The organism is Hymenobacter persicinus, from assembly GCF_004167665.1.
GTDB lineage: Bacteria > Bacteroidota > Bacteroidia > Cytophagales > Hymenobacteraceae > Hymenobacter > Hymenobacter persicinus.
Window position 1 is genome coordinate 17,300 of record NZ_SEWE01000009.1, and the last position, 14,063, is coordinate 31,362.

Genomic DNA, 14,063 nt, shown 5'->3' on the forward strand with positions numbered 1-14,063 from the left:
GCAATTGGAAGCCCAAAGCTCCGGCGCCCGGCCCGGCGGAAAGCTGACGAACGTCAGCCGCGGGCCTGAGATGAATCAGGCCCGCCGCCGCGCCCGAATCCGCATCTTTGCCCCGTTGTTCCCACAATCCGGTCGGGTGGCCGCTGCTGACCGGCCGGCCGGATTTTTTCTCGCTGCGTATGTCCCGCTTTTTCGCCGCCGGAGTGCTGCTGCTCGTGCTGGCTCTGTTTGTCTGGGCCGGCATGGTGGCTGGCATTTCCTTTCTGGAAGCCCCGCTGAAGTTCACCGCCCCCGGCATCACCGTGCCGCTGGGCCTGGGCATTGGCCGCCTCGTGTTTGCGGCCCTCAACAAGGCGGAGCTGGGACTGGCTACGTTAGCGGTAGTGGGCGCGGGACTGGTGCGGGTGCCGACGCGGGTGGCGGCCGGACTCGGGCTGGTCAGCGCCATTCTGCTGCTGCAAACCTTCTGGCTGCTGCCCGCCCTCGACGTGCGCGCCCTGGCCTTGCTGGCCGGCCGCCCGGCCCCGCCCAACTCCCTGCACCTGCTCTACATCGGGCTGGAAGCCAGCAAGCTGCTCGCGCTGCTGCTCACCGGCGCCGGGGCGCTGCGCTGGGCCTTGCAAGTGGCGCAGGGGCAAACCCTCAACCGCCGGGCCCGGCAGGTCGCCTAGCGCCGACTGCTGCGGTTTACCAGTGTGCCCGCCGCAGCTTGTCGGGCTGGAGCACTCGGATATTTTTGGGCGTCAATTCGATCAGGCCGTCATTTTTGAACTCGCTCAGGGTCCGGATCAACGACTCCGGGGCCGTGCCGACCAGGGCGGCCATGTCGTCGCGGGAGAGGTAGATGGCCGCGTCGGGGGTGGTGGCGGCCTGGGCATGCATGCGCAGCAGCGTGTCGGCCACGCGGCGGCGGATGGAATTGTAGGCCATGCCCAGCAGCTGCTCCTCGCGCTCCATCACCCGCCCCGCCAGCAGCTTAATAAACTGTTGCCCGACGGCCGGATTGCGCAGCAGCTGGGCAAAATCGTCGCCGGGAATGTACACCAGCTCCGAGTCGTCGACGGCTACGGCCGACTCCCCGTGCGGGGTTTGCTCGAGCAGGGGCAGGTAGCCGAAAAACTCGCCCGGGCCGTAGATGCCGGTGATGAGTTCCTTGCCGCCGGCCGTGGCCTTAATCGTTTTCACCCGGCCCGCCTTCACGAAGTACACCCGGGTGGGCTCGTCGCCTTCGAGGTAGATATCCTGCTTTTTGCGGATGCTGTGGACTTTGCGGTCGGCCGAGAGGCTGGCCAGGTTGCCCACGGCGCGCGCGTCGTCCAGAAATTCGTTGAGGCCCTCGGGCGCCTGCAGGTCGTAGTCGGACTTGAGGTGGCGGAAGCGGTTGAGGCGGCCGTTGATGGCGCTCAGCAGCTCGGCCTCGTCGAAGGGCTTGGTCAGGTAGTCATCGGCGCCCAGCTCCATGCCGCGGCGTACGTCGGAACGCTCGGTTTTGGCGGTCAGAAAGATGAAGGGCACCCCGGAAAGCTGGGGGTTCTGGTTGAAGATCTGCAGCACGCCGTAGCCGTCGAGCACGGGCAGCATAATGTCGCACACGACAAGGTCGGGCTTGGTAGCCAGCGCCTTTTCCACCCCGATTTTGCCGTTTTCGGCCACCAGCACCGCGTAGCCGGCCAGCTCCAGAATTTCGGCGGTATTCTCGCGAATCACCTCGTTGTCCTCAATCAGCAGGATAGTTTTCATAGGGAATGGTGATGGTGACGGTCGTGCCCACGTTCAGCTCGCTCCGCAGGGCAATAGTGCCGCGCATCAGCTCCACGTAGCGGGCCACAATATACAGGCCCAGGCCGGTCCCGGGTAGGTTGGCGGCGTTGCGGGCCCGAAAAAACCGCTCGAACAGGTGTTCCTGGTCTTCCCGGGAAATGCCCATGCCCTGGTCCTGCACCCGCAGCGTGAGCTGGCTGGGCCCGCCCTCCGCCTGCACCAGCACCACGGAGTGCTCCCCCGAATACTTGAGGGCGTTGGAGAGCAGGTTGACCAGAATCTTGCGCAGCAACGACGGGTCGAGGCGGACCCGGCCGGGGCCCTGCACCCGCCGCTCGATGCGCTGCCCGGCCTTGAGCAGCCCCTGCACGTCGAGGATGGTTTCCTCGAGCAGGGCGGCCAGCTCCAGGTCGGCGGGGTGGGCCTCAATCTTGCCTTCCTCAATGCGGCCCACCGACAGAAACTCTTCCAGAATGTCGGTCAGGTGCTTCACCGAGCCCCGAATGCGCTCCAAATGACGCTGGCGCTTGTCCTGCTGCTGGGTGGCGGGGTACTTCTCAATCAGGCTGGCCGAGGTCAGAATGCCGGTCAGGGGCGTGCGAAACTCGTGGGAGGCCATGCTCACGAAGCGCGACTTCAGCTCCCCCAGTTCCTGCTCGGCGGCCAGGGCCTGGGTGAGCTCCTGGCTGCGCTTTTCCAGCTGGGCCAGCGTGGTCATCAGGGCGTGGGTGCGCTCCGATACTTTCTGCTCCAGCTCGGTGTTGAGGCGCTCCACCCGCTGGTGCTGGGCCCTGAGTTCCCGCTCCGCCTCCCGCTTCAGAGTGATGTCGATGATGTAGGCCACCACGTAGAGCTCGGCGTCGAGGTGAAAGTAGCTCAGGCTGATTTCCACCGGAAACACCGTGCCGTCGCGGCGGCGGGCCTGCAAATCCCGGTTGGCGCCCATGGCGCGCACCTGGGGGTGGGCATTAAACGACTCGCGCAGGTGGGTGTGCCGGGCCCGCACCGCGTCGGGCACCAGGGCCTCAATGCGCTGACCGAGCAACGTGGCCGGGGGGTAGCCAAAGAGCTGCTGGGCTAGGTCATTAGCCAGCACAATCTCGCCCTGGGCGTTGCACATGATAATGCCAATGGTGGCGTGGGCTACCACGGCTTCGAAGCGCCCCACGCTCTGGGCCAGGCTCCGCTCGGCGTCGTGCAGCCGGTCGGTGTCGGCGAAACGCACCAGCACGTACAGCCGGCCGTCGAGCAGGCAGCGGGTCAGGTCGATGTGGGCCCAGAACGTAGTGCCGGACTGGCGCTGAATCTCGGCCTCAAACTCGTAGAAGCCGTCGTGCAGCACCCGTTCCTGAATCCGGCTCCACTCGTCGGGCAGCAGCTTTTGCTGAAATAGGGTGCGGCTTGGGTCGGCGTACAGGTCCTGCACCGAGGCGTAGCCCAGCAGCCGGCACCCGGCCGCGTTGACGCGCGAGTACCAGCCCTGCTCCACGTCGTAGAGGCCCACGAAGTTGCGGGGCTCCTCGAAGAGAATATCGGTGAGCGACTGGGCGGAAGATTCGGTAGGCATCGTCAGAATGGCAAAAGGCCGCGGGTCCGGGCAGGCCTTGCTGCTTCCGCTTTGCCGCTGGCGAAGATAAAGCATATTGCGCCATCCGAAAGCGGCCTAGTTCACCACCAAGCTGCCGTGCCACATTCCCATGCCGCAGGTCATGCCTTCAATGTCGAGGGTGGCGGTTTTGGTGGTCGGCTCCATTGGTCGTCGGGGCTAAGCGCGGGGCAGCTTTGCAAGGCAAGCAGCGGCCCACCTTGCGAGCCGCTTGCAAAGGGACAGGGTGCCCGCCCGGGAGTTGGCACTGAATCCGGCCGCCGTGTTGCATAATTTGACCGCCCGCCCGAATCCGTACCTTTGCCGCCAACCCCGTCGGCCGCCCCCGGGCCCCGGCACCCCGCAACTGGCAACTAGACCCATGAAAATATCCCTCGACTGGCTCCGCACGCTTATTCCTACCACCCAACCCGCCGTCGAAATCGGCCAGCTGCTCACCGGCTCGGGGCTGGAGGTGGAAAGCATTGAGGAGCTCGAAAGCATCCCCGGCGGCCTGCGCGGCCTGGTGCTGGGCACGGTGCTGACCTGCGAAAAGCATCCCGACGCCGACAAGCTGAGTTTGACCACCGTGGACGTGGGCGACGGTACCCCGCGCAACATCGTGTGCGGGGCCGCCAACGTGCGCGCCGGGCTGCGGGTAGTAGTGGCCCTGGAAGGCGCCCAGCTCTACCCGGCCCAGGGGGAACCGTTCAAAATCAAGAAGTCCAAAATCCGGGGCGCGGCCTCCGAGGGCATGCTCTGCGCCGAGGACGAAATCGGGCTGGGCACGTCCCATGCCGGCATTATGGAGCTGGACACCGACCTGCCCAACGGCACCCCCGCCGCCGACTACTTCGGCCTGGGCTCCGACTCGGTGTTCGAAATCGGCCTCACGCCCAACCGCGCCGACGCGGCCTCCCACTACGGCGTGGCCCGGGAGCTGCGGGCCCTGCTCCGCCAGCCCTGCCACCTGCCCGACATCAGCCAGTTTCACGCCCCGGCCACGGCCGAGCGGAATATTGCCGTTGAAATCCAGGACCTGGAGGCCAGCCCGCGCTACGCCGGCTTGCTGCTCGAAAACGTGGCGGTGGGCCCTTCGCCGGAGTGGCTGCAGCGCCGCCTGCGCAGCATTGGCCTTTCGCCCATCAACAACGTGGTGGACGTGACCAACTTCGTGCTGCACGAGCTGGGCCAGCCCCTGCACGCCTTCGACGCCGACCAGATTACCGGCCACAAGATTATCGTCAAGCGTGCCGCGGAAGGGGAGAAGTTCGTCACCCTCGACGGCACGGAGCGCACCCTGAAGGCCGCCGACCTGGTCATTGCCGACGCCAATGGCGCACCCATGGCCCTGGCCGGGGTGTTCGGGGGCAAAACCTCGGGGGTATCGGACGCTACCACCCGCGTGTTCCTGGAAAGCGCCTACTTCCAGACCGCCGCCGTCCGCAAGACGTCCCAAACCCACCAGCTCAAAACCGACGCCTCCTTCCGCTTCGAGCGGGGTACCGACCCGCACATGGTGCCCGTGGCTTTGAAGCGCGCCGCCCTGCTGCTCCAGGAAGTGGCCGGCGCCACCGTGGCCGCGCCCATCGTCGACGAGTACCCGCACCACATCGGCCACACCGCCGTGCGCCTGCGCCTGCCCCGGGTGGAGCGGCTCGTGGGCCAGTTCATTGCCCCGGAGCGAATCCGCCAGATTCTTACCGACCTCGATATTCTCATCTCCGAGGAAAGCCAAGACGCCGCCGGCCACGCCGAGTGGATTCTGTCGGTTCCCCCGCACAAGGTGGACGTGACCCGGGAGGCAGACGTGATTGAGGAAATCCTGCGCATCTACGGCTACAACCACGTGGCTTTGCGGCCCCACAACTCGGCCTCGTATTTGGCCAAGTTCCCAAACCCCGACCCCGAGGTGCTGCGCCAGAACACGGCCCGCCTGCTCAGCGGCCAGGGCTTCTCCGAAATCATTACCAACTCGCTCACCAACTCGCTCTACTTTGAGAAAGCCGGGGAGAAAAACGAGGAGCTGGTGCCGGTGCTCAACTACAACAGCGCCGATTTGAACGTGATGCGCCCCACGCTGCTGCACTCGGGCCTGGAGGTGATTCGCTACAACGTGAACCGTCGCCAGCGCGACCTGAAGCTCTACGAGTTCGGTAAAACCTACCACCGCGAGGCCGACGGCAAGTACTCGGAGAAGAACAAGCTCGTCCTCTACCTGACCGGCAACTCGGCTTCCGAAACCTGGCAGCAGAAGCCCGACAAGGCTACTTACCACCAGCTGGCCGGGGCCGTGCAGCAGGTGCTGGCTTCACTCGGCTTCCCGCAGCCCATGTCGCAGCCGGTACAGCACGCCTACCTCGCGGGCGGCCTCACGCTGCTGGCCCAGAACCAGCCCGTTGCCCACCTCGGTGCCGTGTCCGGGGCCGTGCTCAAGCGCCTCGACGTGAGCCAGCCGGTGTGGTACGCCGAGCTCGACTGGGAGTGGCTGATGCGCAAGTACAAGAACACCCTGGTAGCCCGGGAGCTGCCCAAGTTCCCCGAGGTGCGCCGCGACCTGTCGGTAGTCGTCGACAAAACCGTGACCTTCGACCAGCTCCGCCAGATTGCCCAGCGCACCGAGAAGAAACTGCTGCAAAGCCTAAACGTGTTCGACGTGTACGAGGGCGAAAACCTGGGCGCGGGCAAGAAGTCCTACTCCGTCAGCTTCACCCTGCAGGACCCGACCCAGACCCTCACCGAGCAGGCCATCGACTCGGTGATGCAGCGCCTAATCCAGCAGTTCGAAAAGCAGGCCGGCGCGGTGATTCGGCGCTAAGTCGGTTTAGAGAAATAGAACGTCATTCCGAGCATTCTGCGCTTCAAGCAGAGACCGAGGAACCTCGCGTGCTGTCGTTGCCAGAGTAACCGTCATGCTGAGCTTGCCGAAGCATCTCTACCGCTTCATTGGACTAGCGTTCAAGCGGCGTGTTAAAGATGCTTCGACAAGCTCAGCATGACGTTCTTTTCCAGCAACGCCGTCAAGCAGCACTCTTCGGCAAGCTCGGATGACGGTCAACGTAAGGCCGGCCGGTAACTCAGCGGCGACGACTTAAAGCCCAACTTTAAGCGCGAAGTACTATTGCCCGTAACTTCGTCTTACATTAGCCTAAAATAATTCCTTCCCATGGCCTCCTCCCAGCAGCTTGCCCAGTTAGACCGTCTCGAGCGACAAGTCACGTCGTTAGTGGCTGCCTATCAAGGCTTGCGCGAGGACCTGGCCGACGCCAACACCACCATCCAGCAGCTGCGCGCCGACGTGCGCGACCGGGAGCGACAGTTGAAGGATTTCCAGAATCAAGAGAATATCGCTAAACTTGTCAATACCATAGCAGGGGAACCTGCCAACGCAAACGAGCTGAAACTTCGCCTCAACGAATATATCCGCGAAATCGATAAGTGCCTTGCCTATTTGAGGGAATAACCACCATCAAACCTTACGACACCTGCTCTTTCCATGAGCGAGCTTTCCATCAAAATCCGCATTGCCGACCGGGATTACCCTATGCGGGTAGCCCCGCAGGAAGAGGAACGCCTACGCCTGGCGGGCCGCCTGCTGGGCGAGCGGATCAAGGAATTTCGCGAGCAGTACGGCATTCAGGACAAGCAGGATCTGCTGGCCATGATTGCCTTGTCCACCATGGCTGACGGGTTGAAGGTCAGCAAGGAAAAGGACGGCACGGATGCGGCCCTCACCGAACGCTTAGCGCGTTTGGACGAGTTGCTTTCGGGAGTGGTGCTCGGCTAAGGAGGCCGGGCGCTGGCATACGTTTCAGACTCGAATCGGGTGGGGCAATCGGCTCCGCCATTCGTTCGTCGTCGGCAGATTTTTCCGTGTTATGGTTTCTTACCCACCCCCTAAAACCATAGCTCAATGCCCGACATTTTGTATATCATCCTGGCCGCCGTGCTTGCCCTTGGGGTCGGCATTGTGGTCGGGCGCCAACTGGCCGGCAAGGTCAAGCTTGACCACGAATCCGACGCCAAAGCCCGCGCCCAGCTCATCATCCAGGAGGCCGAAAGCCAGGCCACCCGCACCCGCGACGAGCGGATCCAGCAGTCGAAAGACAAGTTCCGCCAGCTCAAGAACGAATTTGAGCAGGACAGCAAGCGCCAGAAGCAGGAGCTCGACGCCGAGCTCACCCAGCGCCGCCAGGGCGTGGTGGAGCAGGAGCAGAGTATCAAGCAGCTCACCCAGACCACCCAGCGCCAGCTCGAGCAATTGCAGAAGAAGGAGCAGGACCTCGAAGCCCTGCGCGAAAAGCTCCAGAATGACTCCCAGCAGCAGCGCGAGCGGCTCGACGCCCAGGACGAGAAGCGCCGTGCCACCCTGGAAACCCAGTTGGCCAAGCTCCAGCGCCGGGAGGAAGAAGTGGAAGAGGAGTTGGAAAGCACCCGTGAATCCTTGAACGCCCAGCTGCTGCAGGTGCAGCACCAGCTCGAAACCATTTCGGGCCTGACCGCCGCCGAAGCCCGCGAGCAGCTGGTCGAAAGCCTCAAGAACGAGGCCCAGATTCAGGCCAGCTCCTACATCAAGGACGTGGTGGCCCAGGCCAAGCTCTCGGCCACGAAAGACGCCAAGAAAGTGGTGCTCGAAACCATTCAGCGCACCGCCGCCGAGCACGCCATTGAAAACTGCGTGTCCATCTTCAACATCGAGTCGGACGACGTAAAAGGCAAAATCATCGGCCGCGAGGGTCGCAATATCCGCGCCCTGGAAGCCGCTACCGGCGTCGAAATCATTGTCGACGACACGCCTGAGGCCATCATCATCTCCGGCTTCGACCCGGTGCGCCGCGAGGTGGCCCGCCTGAGCTTGCACCTGCTGGTAAAGGACGGCCGCATTCACCCGGCCCGCATCGAGGAAATCGTGGCCAAAACCCGCAAGAACATCGACGAGGAAATCGTTGAAATCGGCGAGCGGACCATCATCGACCTGGGCATTCACGGCCTGCACCCCGAGCTGATCAAAATGGTGGGGCGCATGCGCTTCCGCTCCTCGTACGGGCAGAATCTGCTCCAGCACAGCCGCGAAGTCGCCAATCTCTGCGCCACGATGGCCGCCGAACTGGGCCTGAACGTGAAGCACGCCAAGCGCGCCGGCCTCTTGCACGACATCGGCAAAGTGAGCACCGAGGAGCCTGAGCTGCCCCACGCCATTTTGGGCATGGAGATGGCCAAGAAGTACAAGGAGCACCCTGACGTGGTCAACGCCATCGGCGCCCACCACGACGAAATCGAGATGACGGCCATGATTTCGCCGCTCGTGCAGGCCTGCGACGCCATCAGCGGCTCCCGCCCCGGCGCCCGCCGCGAGATGATGGAAAGCTACATCAAGCGCCTCAAGCAACTCGAGGAAACGGCCGTTTCGTTCGACGGCGTGCTGCAGTGCTACGCCATCCAGGCTGGTCGCGAGCTGCGCGTGATGGTGAATGCCGACAACGTGACCGACGAGCGCGCCCAGGAGCTGAGCTACGAAATTTCCCAGAAGATTGAAAAGGAAATGCAGTACCCCGGCCAGATCAAAATCACGGTTATCCGCGAAATGCGCGCCGTGGCCTACGCTAAGTAGACCGCCAGAGTACAATTCGAAAAAGCCCCCGCAACGGACGTTGCGGGGGCTTTTTGGTGAAAACCGGGTTAAGCTAGCCGCTATGCTGGCCGCCATTCCATGAAGTAGGACGTGCCCGTATCCCGAACCTGGTAGAAGCCCAAACTCTCGTAGAGCCGTTTGGCCGGGTTGCCGTGGGCCACGTGGAGCGTCACGGCCAGCTGTTGGCGGCGGGCCGATTCCAGAACGTCGGTAAGGATGCGGCGGCCTATGCCCTGGCCTTGGAACTCGGGCAGCAGGGAAATATCGATGATGCGGACCTCGGCGCCGGATTCCCACCGGTAGAGCCGGCCCACGGGGTGCTCCTGGTGCAGAATCAGCTGGTGGCTGGCGTCGGGGTAGCGGCTGGCGTAATCGGTGGTCTGGGCCCGCAGCTGCATGGTCAGAAAAGCCTGTTTCTGCGCTTCCGGCCAAACCAAATGCTGGAATTCAGCTTCCCGGGTGCTGCCGTACAGCTGGGCAATAAAGGGCTGGTCGTTGGCCTCAACGGGGCGGAGAGTTAGCATGCAGAAGTATTGATTGGGCAAACGAAAATACCACGAAGGCCTAGGGTTGTCGATTGGGCGCGGGCTTGGTTACGGCACGGCTCCAACCTTGGTGAACACCAGCGGCTGGGAGTAAGGAAACCGCACTTCAATGCCCGCCACGGACTGCCCGGGGCCCGGCAGAATACGAAAATCGAACTGGTCGTTGCCGGTGTAGTGGCTGGTAAGGGCGGTAAAGTTGAGTCCCGAGTTGTGCTTGATGGGGCCTTTGAAATCGTAGTAGGCAAAGGCCAGCTGCTTTTTGGCCGGGCGGGAAAGGGTGATGGTGCCGTAGGCCGGATGCGCGTAGGTGCCCACGTACTGGTCCGCGGCGGCCAGCACCTGCGGGTCGTGGAGCAGCCCGGCAGCCGGCGCCGGGGCGGTGGGTGCGGGCTGGGCTTTGGCAACCACAAACTGCTCAAAGTCGGCCATCTTCCCGTAGTTGCCGTCGACGAAGATGTTGGTGGCGTAGCGAATCAGCAGGTTCTGCAGCTCGGTCTGCTGGTTGCACATAATGACGATGCCAAAACCACTCTGCGGAGCCAGCAGAATGCGGCTGCTTTGGCCGGCGGTGCGGCCGTCGTGGTAGATAATGCGGCGGCGGGTATCGACGTCCCAACCGATGCCGTAGAAGATTTCCTCCGGGGCGTTGCGCACCGTGAGCGGACTGGTGAGGTAGGCAAATTGCCGGGGCGAGAGAAACTCCTTGCCCTCGAGCGTGCCCTGATTGACGAGCATTTCCAGCCAGCGGGCCATGTCGGTGATGGTGGACGTGATGCTGCCGGCCGGCGCCATATCGGCCATGTCCAGGGCTGGCACCACCGTCCGGCCGTCGGGACGGTAGCTGACAGTCGGCTCGGGGTATTTCTGAAACTCCTCGAACGTGGCAAAGGAGCTGCTCATGCCCAGGGGGCGGAAGATGCGGGTACGCACCAGCTCCTCCCACGACAAGTGCGCGGCGCGCTCCTCGGCAAGGCCCGCCACGGTGTAGAGCAGGTTGTTGTAAAGAAAATTCTCCCGAAAGGTGCCCTTGAAGCTCAGGTACGGCAGTTTGCCGATCAACTCCTGGCGGGCAATGCGCGGGCCGTACTGCAGATAGTAGTGCTGGTCGAGGCCGACGCGGTGGGTAAACAGGTCGCGGAGGGTAGCGTTGGCGCCGGCGTAGTCGTCAGACAGCTTGAACTCCGGCAAGTGCTGACGCACCCGGTCGTCCCAGCTTAGCAGTTTTTCCTGCACGAGTTGGGCGGCAATGACACCGGTAAAGGCCTTGGTGCAGGAGCCGATTTCAAACAGCGTATTGGTCGTTACGGGCAGCTTGCGGGCCACGTCGCGGTAGCCCAGCCCACCCTTGTAGAGCAGCTTCCGGTCTTTTACAATTGCCACGGCTAGGCCCGGATTGTGAGTTTTCTGGCGCAGCGAATCGGTGAGCTGCAGAAAATACGCCAGCTGCTGGGCCGTCGTGCGGGGAGCCGGCGCGGGACGGTTTTGGGCCAGCAGGGCAGGGCTGCCAAGCAGCAGTAGAGCAAGAAGAAGACGCATAAAAAATAGTAGTGCTATGGGTAGAGGAGGACTGAATAAGGCAATAGGTGGCGCTAGCGGGAGTAGTGCGTTAAAGAAACGAAGAAAAGCGCCCGAACTCCAGCCTGGCTTATCGACGGGGGAAAGCGGCGCGCCGGTTAGCGGGAAAAACCGACTCTCCAACGCGGTGTCCGATGTCTGCTGTGGTCGGGGACGGGTTGCTGAAAAACCTTGTTGACATGCTCGAAAGGCCTTTTTTAGAGCGGACTGCCAACGCCGGACAACCGTTTGGAAAGTCTGACCGGAACCGAATCTGGTTTTCGCCCGGGCCCGTGCCCGACTAGGTTTGAGCTATCAATCACCGCCACCGATTTACTTCCTATGAACCCCCGTTTCCTTACCCGCCGGCTTACCTCATTTGCTACCTTATTGCTGCTGGGCAGCTGCACCGTGTACGCGCCCATGCAGCCCACTATTTCCACTATTCACGTCAAGGGCCAGGTTGAAATCAGCGGCGGGGTCCAGGCCAGCGGCCGGGTAGAAAGCAGCGTGGTGTATTCGCCGTTGCCCAACGTGCTGGTAATGGGCGCGGGCACCTTCCGGCCCAACCTCGGCGATTCTACCTTCTACCAGACTCGGCAGTGGGAAGCCGGGCTGGGCGGTTATCTACCCCTGGGCAGCGGCTGGCAGCTTACGGGCCTGGCTGGCTACGGCACCGCCCACACCCACCGGGCCTACGTAGAGGAGCCCCTGATCTGGGGGGAACGAATGCTCGAAACCTACCAGATGCGCTACCGCAAGGTGTTTGGGCAGGCCAGCCTCACCCACGAAGACTCGCGGGGAGCGGTAGGCGCGGTGTACCGTCTTTCCCACCTCGGCTTCGACCAGATCGACTACTCCGCGGAGCATTTTCCGGCCTACGGATTGCCGCTTCGCAGCTTGGTGCGACACGAGGCGCTGGTCTTCGGCCGCCGCAACCTGGGTGCCGGGGGCCGCTGGCAGCTGCAGGGGACCCTGGGCCTCTCTATGGCGGGCCAGGGCCGCCACAGCACCTCGGAGGATGCGCGCTACAACCAGGTGAACCAGGTGCTGCTGCCGGTGCCCACGGTCGGCCTGGGCGTCGTGTTTCGGCCTACGCTACGGCGCGAAAAATAAGCCGTCCTCACCTGCCACGTAGCTTTTCAATACTCTTACTCAATCAGCTTGGATGATGAATTTGCTACGCTGTTCGTTACTGATTCTGGGTTTGGGAGCCGGAAGCTGCGCCCCGTTTTACCAAGCTACGTTGCCTTCGGCGCCCCTGGTACGGCACCGCGGCGAAGTGGCCGTCATTGGCAGCTGGCTGCTGTCGGAAACGGGTCAGGCGACGGTGGCCTGGTCGCCGGTTGAGCACGTGCGGCTGGGCGGCACAATCACTGCCTGCCACAGTGGCGAAGCGTCGCCGGATAGCAGCGACACGTACTCTTACCTGCGCAGCCGGGCTTACCAAGTGGACGCCGGGTACTATTTCGGGGTAAGCCAGGGCCGTGGGGTGGTGGAAGTAAGTGGCAGCGTTGGCAAAAGCCGTAGCCTGGCCCACGGCGACGCCGTCATCGACCCGTTCAGCTACGGCTCGCCGGTGCCAGGCGGCGGCACTGGGGGCAAGGCTACCCGCGGCCTTCCCGACCAGATCGGCGAGTTCAGGACGGTAGCCGGGCAAGTCAGCGGCTTATGGGACAGAGAAGGGCCCGGCAGCCGACAGACCGGCCTGCTGCTGCGGCTGAGCCGCGTCGAATGCACCCGGCTCACCTTCGACGGGCAGGAGTTGGCCCGGCCGGCGAACTGGTACATCGAGCCGGCGGGCCTATTTCGAACCAAGGGACAGGGGTTGCGGGCGGAATTTCAGCTAGGGTACACCCTGGGGTTGGTGGCGCAACCCAACAACAGCGTTTTTCCGCATGTCCGGCCGCGGGTAGCGGTGAGCCTGCTGGCTTTCCCGGTGGTTATCTACCGTAAGTTCAAAGACTAGCCGGCCGCCGGCTTTTCCTTGCTCCAGCGCGCTGCCCGCCAGGCCTGCTGCTGCTCGGCATCGAGAAACGTCCAGGCGACGAAGCGGCTTTTCTTCTGGCCCTGGGCCATGTCGATGGTGCGCACTTCGTGGGCCTTGGCCCACTGCAGCTCTTTGTAGATGCCGGGCAGGGCGACTTTCTTTGCTACCAATGACGTAAACCAGAAGGCCTGCGTCGGAATCTGGGCGCTTTCCTGCACCAGACGGCGCACGAAGGCTTCTTCTCCGCCCGGGTACCACAGCTCCCCGGGCTGGCCGCCGAAGTTCAGCCCAGGGGCCGCTTTCGAGCCCGACTTGACTCCCAGGTTGTGCTGCTTGCGGCGGTTATCGGCCGTGGCCTCGGCCAGGGAAGCGTAGAACGGCGGGTTGCACAAGGTCAGGTCAAACTGCTCCCGCGGCTTCACCACGCCCTGGAGCACGTGCCGGGCGTCGGCCTGCTGGCGCAGCTCCACGTGGCCCGTCAGCGCCGGATTGGCGCCCACAATGGCCTTGGCCGTGCGCAGCGCCCCCGCGTCGGTATCGGCTCCCACGAAGTGCCAGCCGTACTGCTGGTGGCCGATAATGGGGTAGATGCAGTTGGCGCCCACGCCCACGTCGAGCACCCGTACGCCCTTGCCCCGGGGCACTTGCCCGTCGTTGACGCTGGCCAGCAAATCGGCCAGGTAATGCACGTAGTCGGCGCGGCCGGGAATGGGCGGGCAGAGGTAGTTGGCCGGAATATCCCAGTGCTCGATGCCGTAAAACTGCTTCAGCAGGGCCCGATTCAGCATGCGCACCGCGGCCGGGTTGTTGAAGTCGACCGACTCACTGCCGTAGGCGTTCTGGGTCACGAAGGGCTGCAGGGCCGGCAGGGTCTGCCCGAGCTGGGCAAAGTCGTAGCGGCCCTGGTGGGCGTTGCGCGGATGCAGCAGGGGCGTTTCGGGGGCGGCAGGCGTTGGTTTGGCGGGCATGGCAAGGAAAATGGCGGTCAGCAAAAGA

At 63.5% G+C, this 14,063-nt stretch carries 12 protein-coding genes; 7 read left to right on the forward strand and 5 right to left on the reverse strand.

Annotation, left to right across the window (positions count from 1 at the left end; all coding sequences use genetic code 11):
- The first annotated feature begins 179 nt into the window (after nt 1-179).
- Nucleotides 180-671, forward strand: a complete 492-nt coding sequence (locus tag EWM57_RS05970) for a hypothetical protein (RefSeq protein WP_207218272.1) — start codon at nt 180-182, stop codon at nt 669-671.
- Nucleotides 672-687: 16 nt separating this feature from the next.
- Here EWM57_RS05970 and EWM57_RS05975 read toward each other — a convergent pair whose 3' ends face one another.
- Together EWM57_RS05975 and EWM57_RS05980 are read right to left on the reverse strand one after the other, a co-directional pair.
- Nucleotides 688-1,740: a response regulator gene (locus tag EWM57_RS05975; RefSeq protein WP_129920230.1), complete on the reverse strand. Its 1,053-nt coding sequence runs from the start codon at nt 1,738-1,740 to the stop codon at nt 688-690.
- A complete protein-coding gene (locus EWM57_RS05980) occupies nt 1,718-3,328 on the reverse strand; it encodes a sensor histidine kinase (RefSeq protein WP_129920231.1) in 1,611 nt (536 codons plus the stop codon). Before EWM57_RS05980 ends, EWM57_RS05975 begins: the two co-directional genes overlap by 23 nt.
- 400 nt (nt 3,329-3,728) lie before the next feature.
- On the opposite strand from EWM57_RS05980, the gene pheT reads away from it, so the two are divergent.
- The 4 genes from pheT to rny all read left to right on the forward strand — a co-directional run bounded on the left by pheT (nt 3,729) and on the right by rny (nt 8,957).
- Nucleotides 3,729-6,164 carry a phenylalanine--tRNA ligase subunit beta gene (pheT, locus tag EWM57_RS05985; protein ID WP_129920232.1) on the forward strand — a complete coding sequence of 812 codons (2,436 nt, stop codon included), beginning with the start codon at nt 3,729-3,731 and terminating at the stop codon, nt 6,162-6,164.
- Between the two features lie 348 nt (nt 6,165-6,512).
- On the forward strand, nt 6,513-6,809 hold the full coding sequence (locus tag EWM57_RS05990) for a hypothetical protein (RefSeq protein ID WP_073109464.1): 297 nt from the start codon (nt 6,513-6,515) through the stop codon (nt 6,807-6,809).
- 33 nt (nt 6,810-6,842) lie between these two features.
- Nucleotides 6,843-7,133 carry a cell division protein ZapA gene (locus EWM57_RS05995; RefSeq protein WP_073109462.1) on the forward strand — a complete coding sequence of 97 codons (291 nt, stop codon included), beginning with the start codon at nt 6,843-6,845 and terminating at the stop codon, nt 7,131-7,133.
- 126 nt (nt 7,134-7,259) lie between these two features.
- Complete coding sequence (gene rny, locus EWM57_RS06000) at nt 7,260-8,957, forward strand: ribonuclease Y (protein WP_129920233.1); 1,698 nt, start codon at nt 7,260-7,262, stop codon at nt 8,955-8,957.
- 80 nt (nt 8,958-9,037) lie between these two features.
- On the opposite strand, the gene EWM57_RS06005 is transcribed toward rny, so the two are convergent.
- Both EWM57_RS06005 and EWM57_RS06010 read right to left on the reverse strand, forming a co-directional pair.
- Nucleotides 9,038-9,502, reverse strand: a complete 465-nt coding sequence (locus tag EWM57_RS06005) for a GNAT family N-acetyltransferase (protein ID WP_129920234.1) — start codon at nt 9,500-9,502, stop codon at nt 9,038-9,040.
- 69 nt (nt 9,503-9,571) lie between these two features.
- Complete coding sequence (locus EWM57_RS06010; RefSeq protein ID WP_129920235.1) at nt 9,572-11,059, reverse strand: serine hydrolase domain-containing protein; 1,488 nt, start codon at nt 11,057-11,059, stop codon at nt 9,572-9,574.
- Between the two features lie 360 nt (nt 11,060-11,419).
- Here EWM57_RS06010 and EWM57_RS06015 point away from each other — a divergent pair, with 360 nt between their 5' ends.
- Nucleotides 11,420-12,193, forward strand: coding sequence for a hypothetical protein (locus EWM57_RS06015; protein WP_129920236.1), 774 nt, complete (start codon nt 11,420-11,422; stop codon nt 12,191-12,193).
- A gap of 52 nt (nt 12,194-12,245) precedes the next feature.
- On the forward strand, nt 12,246-13,046 hold the full coding sequence (locus EWM57_RS06020; RefSeq protein ID WP_129920237.1) for a hypothetical protein: 801 nt from the start codon (nt 12,246-12,248) through the stop codon (nt 13,044-13,046).
- Here the strand turns inward: EWM57_RS06020 and rlmF are convergent.
- A complete protein-coding gene (gene rlmF / locus EWM57_RS06025) occupies nt 13,043-14,035 on the reverse strand; it encodes a 23S rRNA (adenine(1618)-N(6))-methyltransferase RlmF (protein ID WP_129920238.1) in 993 nt (330 codons plus the stop codon). The two genes, EWM57_RS06020 and rlmF, sit on opposite strands and share 4 nt — an antisense overlap.
- Between the last annotated feature and the right edge of the window lie 28 nt (nt 14,036-14,063).

Bases quoted from the DNA above. Each gene is read 5' to 3' on its own strand.
- EWM57_RS05970 (WP_207218272.1), top strand. From the start codon at position 180: ATGTCCCGCTTTTTCGCCGCCGGAGTGCTGCTGCTCGTGCTGGCTCTG.
- EWM57_RS05975 (WP_129920230.1), bottom strand. From the start codon at position 1,740: ATGAAAACTATCCTGCTGATTGAGGACAACGAGGTGATTCGCGAGAAT.
- EWM57_RS05980 (WP_129920231.1), bottom strand. From the start codon at position 3,328: ATGCCTACCGAATCTTCCGCCCAGTCGCTCACCGATATTCTCTTCGAG.
- pheT (WP_129920232.1), top strand. From the start codon at position 3,729: ATGAAAATATCCCTCGACTGGCTCCGCACGCTTATTCCTACCACCCAA.
- EWM57_RS05990 (WP_073109464.1), top strand. From the start codon at position 6,513: ATGGCCTCCTCCCAGCAGCTTGCCCAGTTAGACCGTCTCGAGCGACAA.
- EWM57_RS05995 (WP_073109462.1), top strand. From the start codon at position 6,843: ATGAGCGAGCTTTCCATCAAAATCCGCATTGCCGACCGGGATTACCCT.
- rny (WP_129920233.1), top strand. From the start codon at position 7,260: ATGCCCGACATTTTGTATATCATCCTGGCCGCCGTGCTTGCCCTTGGG.
- EWM57_RS06005 (WP_129920234.1), bottom strand. From the start codon at position 9,502: ATGCTAACTCTCCGCCCCGTTGAGGCCAACGACCAGCCCTTTATTGCC.
- EWM57_RS06010 (WP_129920235.1), bottom strand. From the start codon at position 11,059: ATGCGTCTTCTTCTTGCTCTACTGCTGCTTGGCAGCCCTGCCCTGCTG.
- EWM57_RS06015 (WP_129920236.1), top strand. From the start codon at position 11,420: ATGAACCCCCGTTTCCTTACCCGCCGGCTTACCTCATTTGCTACCTTA.
- EWM57_RS06020 (WP_129920237.1), top strand. From the start codon at position 12,246: ATGATGAATTTGCTACGCTGTTCGTTACTGATTCTGGGTTTGGGAGCC.
- rlmF (WP_129920238.1), bottom strand. From the start codon at position 14,035: ATGCCCGCCAAACCAACGCCTGCCGCCCCCGAAACGCCCCTGCTGCAT.